The sequence below is a fragment of the Ferruginibacter sp. genome, from assembly GCF_031430955.1.
In the GTDB taxonomy this organism is placed as follows: Bacteria; Bacteroidota; Bacteroidia; order Chitinophagales; family Chitinophagaceae; genus Ferruginibacter.
In genome coordinates, this window is record NZ_JANPCM010000215.1 from 1 (window position 1) to 6,037 (window position 6,037).

8 protein-coding genes are annotated in these 6,037 nt (G+C 34.6%); 5 read left to right on the top strand and 3 right to left on the bottom strand.

Translation table 11 applies throughout. The features are described from left to right. From ACY65O_RS06120 to ACY65O_RS06130, 3 genes are all read left to right on the top strand, one after another. The coding region (locus ACY65O_RS06120; protein WP_462219968.1) for a ComEC/Rec2 family competence protein at positions 1-1,329 on the top strand (1,329 nt) is incomplete at its 5' end. A gap of 12 nt (positions 1,330-1,341) precedes the next feature. After that, the gene (gene purH / locus ACY65O_RS06125) at positions 1,342-2,904 is read left to right on the top strand and encodes a bifunctional phosphoribosylaminoimidazolecarboxamide formyltransferase/IMP cyclohydrolase (protein ID WP_462219969.1); all 1,563 of its coding nucleotides are present in this window, start codon (positions 1,342-1,344) and stop codon (positions 2,902-2,904) included. A 118-nt stretch (positions 2,905-3,022) separates the two neighbouring features. Then, on the top strand, positions 3,023-3,919 hold the full coding sequence (locus tag ACY65O_RS06130) for a DMT family transporter (RefSeq protein ID WP_462219970.1): 897 nt from the start codon (positions 3,023-3,025) through the stop codon (positions 3,917-3,919). A 234-nt stretch (positions 3,920-4,153) separates the two neighbouring features. Here the strand turns inward: ACY65O_RS06130 and ACY65O_RS06135 are convergent, their stop codons facing one another. Continuing rightward, complete coding sequence (locus ACY65O_RS06135) at positions 4,154-4,282, bottom strand: DNA polymerase beta superfamily protein (protein WP_462219971.1); 129 nt, start codon at positions 4,280-4,282, stop codon at positions 4,154-4,156. Positions 4,283-4,440: 158 nt separating this feature from the next. Here ACY65O_RS06135 and ACY65O_RS06140 point away from each other — a divergent pair, with 158 nt between their 5' ends. Further along, positions 4,441-4,632, top strand: coding sequence for a hypothetical protein (locus tag ACY65O_RS06140; protein ID WP_462219972.1), 192 nt, complete (start codon positions 4,441-4,443; stop codon positions 4,630-4,632). Continuing rightward, positions 4,607-5,101, top strand: coding sequence for a DUF6169 family protein (locus tag ACY65O_RS06145; RefSeq protein ID WP_462219973.1), 495 nt, complete (start codon positions 4,607-4,609; stop codon positions 5,099-5,101). The genes ACY65O_RS06140 and ACY65O_RS06145 overlap by 26 nt, the downstream gene beginning before the upstream one ends. 13 nt (positions 5,102-5,114) lie before the next feature. Here ACY65O_RS06145 and ACY65O_RS06150 read toward each other — a convergent pair whose 3' ends face one another. Together ACY65O_RS06150 and ACY65O_RS06155 are read right to left on the bottom strand one after the other, a co-directional pair. Further along, positions 5,115-5,222: a DNA polymerase beta superfamily protein gene (locus tag ACY65O_RS06150; protein WP_462219975.1), complete on the bottom strand. Its 108-nt coding sequence runs from the start codon at positions 5,220-5,222 to the stop codon at positions 5,115-5,117. A gap of 47 nt (positions 5,223-5,269) precedes the next feature. Beyond that, positions 5,270-6,037 (bottom strand): hypothetical protein (locus ACY65O_RS06155; RefSeq protein ID WP_462219974.1); only part of this gene is annotated, 768 nt, incomplete at its 5' end.

A 6,037-nucleotide genomic window follows, 5' to 3' on the forward strand; every position in this document is an offset into this window, starting at 1 on the left:
GTGCAGGCTTACAGCAATACCGGTGTGGTGCATATCATTGCCATATCAGGGATGCATTTAGGATTAATTTATATTATGCTGGTATGGTTATTTGCAAGAATACCCTTTATTAATAAATCAAAGATTTTGCAGGTAGTTTTAATATTAAGCTGCCTGTGGTTATTTTCTTTACTAACCGGCGCATCGGCTTCGGTGCTGCGTTCTGCAGTAATGTTTACATTTATTACTATCGGGAATAATCTTACAAAAAAATCTTCTATTTATAATTCGCTGGCAGCATCTGCATTTGTAATGCTTTGTTTTAATCCATATTTTTTGTGGGATGTAGGATTTCAATTATCATATTTAGCAGTAGTGGGCATTATTGTTTTTCAAAAATCAGTGTACAATCTTTTCTATATAAAAAATAAATGGGTGGATAAAATTTGGAAACTGATGGCCATTTCGCTGGCAGCACAAATACTTACTTTCCCTATTTGTATTTATTATTTTCACCAGTTTCCTAATTTATTTTTAATAACTAATATTATTGCAGTACCTCTTTCAAGTATTATTTTATATGCCGAAATATTTTTAGTAGCTTTTTCATGGATACCTTTTGTGGGAGAATATGCAGGTAAAATAACCGGCGGTTTAGTTTGGGTGATGAATAAAATTATTTTATGGGCCAATAATTTTTCTTTTGCCGTGTGGGATAAAATTCCTGCCAATATTTTATCAACCTGGTTACTGTATGCCGTTGTAATTGCTTTAAGTGCCTGGCTGATTAATAAAAATAAAAACCTGCTGCGCTTTTCCTTACTGGCGCTTTTTGCATTTACTATGGTACATGCTTATGGTAAATGGCAAATTAAAAATCAAAAAAAGATAATTGTATATAATGTGCCGCAGCACCAGGCTATTGATTTGGTAAATGCCAACAATTATAAATTTATTGGCGACAGTGTTTTGCTCCAGGAGGGGATGCTGCAAAATTTTCATCTTAAACCCGGCAGAATTGCTTTGCAATTAAACAATAAAACAGATACTGTAAACAATTGTTGGCAATACCATCCATTTTATCAATTTGTAAATAAAAAGATTTTAGTTATTGATAAACCACTTGCTTTTGAAACCGTACAACAAAAAATTAATGTTGATATCATCATTATATCTAAAAATCCAAAGCTCTACATTCCGCAACTGGCGGCGGTTTTCAATTGCAACCAGTATGTGGTGGACGCTTCTAACAGTTTGTGGAAAATTGAAACATGGAAAAAAGATTGCGAACAATTACATTTGCAACTCCATTCAGTTCCCGAAAAAGGAGCGTTTATTTTGGATTTATAACCCCCTTACAACATGCAAAAAAAAATTCAGTCGGCATTAATTTCCGTTTTTTATAAAGATGGATTGGAGAACATTATTAACCAGCTGCATGCACTTGGTGCAACCATTTACAGCACTGGGGGTACACAAAAATTTATTGAAGATTTAAAAATACCCTGCGTAGCAGTTGAATCATTAACCAGCTATCCTTCTATTTTAGGGGGCCGTGTAAAAACATTACATCCTTCAGTATTCGGCGGTATTTTGGGCAAGCGTGATGATGCACAGCATGTAGCCGAAATGAAACAATATAATATTCCTGAAATTGATTTGGTAATTGTGGATCTGTATCCTTTTGAAGAAACGGTTGCCAGCACTACCGATGAAAATTTAATTATTGAAAAAATTGATATTGGCGGGCCGAGTATGATACGTGGCGCAGCAAAAAATCATAAAGACGTAGTGGTAGTGGCAGCGAAAAAAGATTATCATTTACTGGAAGAAATTTTAAAAGAACAAAAAGGCGAAACTACTTTAGAGCAGCGCCGCATGTTTGCCATAAAAGCCTTTGATGTTTGCACCGGTTACGATCTGGCTATTTCCAATTATTTTAATAAAACTGATTTCATCAATCCATTTAATAAAGCAAAATCTGTTTTACGTTATGGCGAAAATCCTCATCAACAGGGAATTTTTTATGGTAATCAGGATGAAGTTTTTGATAAACTGCATGGCAAAGAATTATCGTATAATAATCTTGTAGATGTTGATGCAGCAATACAGCTTATCAATGAATTTAAAACCGCTTCAAATTCACAGGGTCCGGAAGTCCGCTCTTGGGGAGGGGATTTAGGGGAGGTTGTTTTTGCAATTATTAAACATACTAATGTTTGCGGTATAGCACAAAGAGAAACAGTAAAAGAAAGCTGGGATGCAGCTTTAGCCGGAGATCCTGAAAGTGCATTTGGTGGTGTATTAGTTTGTAATGGCACTATTGATAAAGCGACAGCTGTTGCCATCAATGAAATATTTTTTGAAGTATTAATTGCACCTGCTTATGATGGCGATGCGTTGGATATTTTAAAAACTAAAAAGAACAGGATCCTCTTACAATTAACCACTAAAAATTCCTTACTCTCTCATCAGTATAAATCTGTTTTAAATGGGATTCTTACACAACAAAATGATGCAGGCAATTACACAGAATGGAAAGAGGCCGGTGGTAGAGAAAGCTCTGCTTCAGAAAAAGAAGATTTAAGTTTTGCAAATATTATTGGCAAACATTTAAAAAGTAATGCTATTGCTTTAGTAAAAAATAAACAAATGATCGGTAAAGGATGCGGACAAACATCACGTATTGATTCGTTGCGCCAGTCAATAGAAAAAGCAAAGCAATTTAATTTTGATTTGAATGGTGCTGCATTGGCAAGCGATGCATTTTTCCCTTTTGATGATTGTGTAAAAATTGCACATGCAGCAGGCATCACTTCATTTATTCAGCCTGGTGGTTCTATACGGGATAATGATTCCATAGAATATTGTAAACAAAATAATTTGGCCATGGTAATTACAGGGCTGCGGCATTTTAAACATTAAACAGTAATGTTGAACGAGTGTTTCCGCCAGTTGGCGGATGCCGAAGGCGGTATATTTAAAAGCAACACCAACTTCTTTAATTCCTGCCAGGCATCTTTTATAATTTGATTAAAATAAAATGCTCTCATCAAAAACATCCAGACAAAAAGCGTTACTTGCCTTAGCTTGGGTATGTTTTTTTTGGGGTACTACATGGATCGCCTCTAAGGTTGGTGTAAGTAATATGCCTGCCATACAACTTTGTGCCATCAGGCAAATGTTAGGCGGCAGTGTTTATCTTTTATATTTTATTATCACCAAACATCCATGGCCCAAAGGAAAACAATGGGGAGTAATTTTTGTATTGAGTTTTTTAAATTTTATGCTCAGCAATGGATTAAGCACCTGGGGTGTGCAATATATTTCCAGCGGATTAGGTGCTATCATTGGTGCAATATTTCCTTTATGGATTGTAATTATTACTTTGTTTGGTGGAAGCAGGCTTCCGCAGAAAGCATTGCTGGGAATGGTGATGGGCTTTGGTGGCGTTTGCATTATTTTTTATGACCACCTGAAAGATTTTTTAAAACCTGATTTTAGTTTTGGTATTGTGCTTTCTGTAATTGCAACCATTTCGTGGGCATTCGGCACAGTGTACACAAAAAAACATGCAGTTAATTTTAATCCTTATTTTAGTTTGGGTTTACAAATGCTTATCAGCAGTGTGGCTTTATATACGGTATCTTATTCAACCGGCAACACGGTTAGCATCGCTGCAATTCCGGCCAATGCATGGTGGGCCATTTTATATTTGGTAGTTATTGGGTCGGTATTAACTTTTATTGCATTTATTTATAGTTTGCAGCGTTTACCTACATCGCTGGCATCATTATACGCTTATACAAATCCTATAGTAGCGGTATTATTGGGCGTAATAATTTTTCACGAAAAATTAAATATTTATGTAGCTGTTGGCGGCGCTGTCACTATTGCCGGGGTGTATTTAGTTAATGATAGTTTTAAAAGAAAGGTTTAATTTTTTTTGATACCGGCTTTTGTTTTTTATGGCATCATCGTTGCGTCGCACTCTTGTACGGCATATCTTTATTGAGCTTTTATTGAAGCGTAGATTAATGCCAGTCATGATGACAAAATCTGCATTGCTTTGCTGAAGGTGTTCTGTCTATCTTATTATATTTTGGGCTAAAATTTAATTGCAGCTCAGGATGCAATTCTTTATTCTCCATAACAAGCTTCTGTTTTTAACCAATTAATGAAATTCAAAATCGCTATCCGGCGAAGGACAACCCCATGCCCTGCTGCCTGTTTCGCAGGCATAGAGTATTTTGATGTTTTTCTTTTGGTCTATTTGGGTTAGTATGTGTTTTATGTTTTGCATTTCTTACATTTTAGCTGATATGAATTATTTATTCGCTTCAAATAAATACGGGGTTATTCCTTAAAATACCGATATCCTCCATTACCTATAATATTTATAACACGGAACGATAAGTACTTTTTTCGTTATAAAACTGTAAATTGCAATAAATAAATTTTATGTCTTCAGCTATCGTTAAAGCAAAAAAAACTGTGCGTTCTAACCGCAGGCCACCGGCTAAGCCTAAGACTAATGTTGAAATCTTTCAGCAAGTTATAGCCGATCAGAAATTTATCCGTGATGCTATCCAGAGCGGTGTAACCTTTCAGGAACTTAAAGATAAATATGGCTACAAGTTTGCAACCGTATAAAACCACGCTGCTAAAACCAGGTTATCATTATATAATCACAGACAAGGATATTGAATACGTTTGCTTCTTTGCTTTGTTTGATTACTTCTTTAAGGATTATCCTTCAATTGCGTCTAAAGTTTTTGCCTTCAATATCGAGTTACTCAATAAAAATGATATCGAAAACCAAAAAGGAACTGATAAACGGCTGGCTTTAACCATCGTCTCCCTTATTAAGGAATTTCTTTCTTCAAAAATTAATGCTGTAGTTTATGTTTGTGATAATACAGATGAGCGGCATGCAGTACGCTTTAGAAAATTTACCACTTGGTTTGATTCACCAAACGAAAGCGACTTTATTCAGGTAACTGGTTACCTGAATGCCTACGGTGCAGAATATTACAGTGCATTGCTGCTGCACAAAGACAATAAATTGAAGAACTCTTTTATCCGGGCTTTCCAGGAATTGAATAATCAAGCACCAAAATAGGATACCGCTTTTATTAATCACTATCCGGCGAAGGAAAACTCCATGCCCTGCTGCCTGTTTCGCAGGCGTAGAGTATTTTGATGTTTTTCTTTTGTTCTATTTGGGTTAGAATGTGTTTTATGTTTTACATTTCTTATTTATTTTTTCTAGTGCTTTAAATTCACTTGGCTAATGCATATCTAAAAAAGCCAAATCTTGTTTACCAAGTACGAACTTAGCTGTATTAAGAGAAAAGTCATTTATAAGATTTACAAAGTTCAAAAAGTAATCCCCATTCTTTGGTTCTAAAATATTGTATCCATTTTTATCTTCTTGTAAATCAAAGAAATCTTCAAATGTCCTCTTAGATACAGATTTAATTAGATTGAAAGCATCATTATCAACAATTGCACCTTGATGAACTATAACATGCCGTAGAATAGAAATGAATTCAAAAAATTGAACCCAGTTGGTATTTGATAAAAGCCTTGTTTCCTGGCGTGAAAATTCTTCAAATAAGCGAGACTTCTGTTTTAAAAATTCAACCAAATGTCTGTTATTCCTACTATCTGCAGTTACTAAAAACCGTTTAACTTCATTATTAACTTTATCTCCATACTTTTTACTTTCTAAAGGATTGCCTAATACTGGATAATATTCAAGTTGAATTGTGCGTAATAAAAGTAACTCACAAGAATTGTATATTTTTACAATAGCTAAATTCATGATCCAAGAAAAAAAACTTTTCCTATAACTATCTAAGTTTAAGTTAGAGACCTCAAATACTTCTCTATAAGTTTTCAGAAGCCCAGACTGAGAATTATGAGATAAATCATAAACAGAGAATATCGACTCAAAATATTTTCGCTTGTTATCTTCTCTGTAAGATTTTTCAATTGTACTATCCAAAAAACTTTTCCAAAATTGAAGATCATTTGAAATTGAAAAAACAGAAGA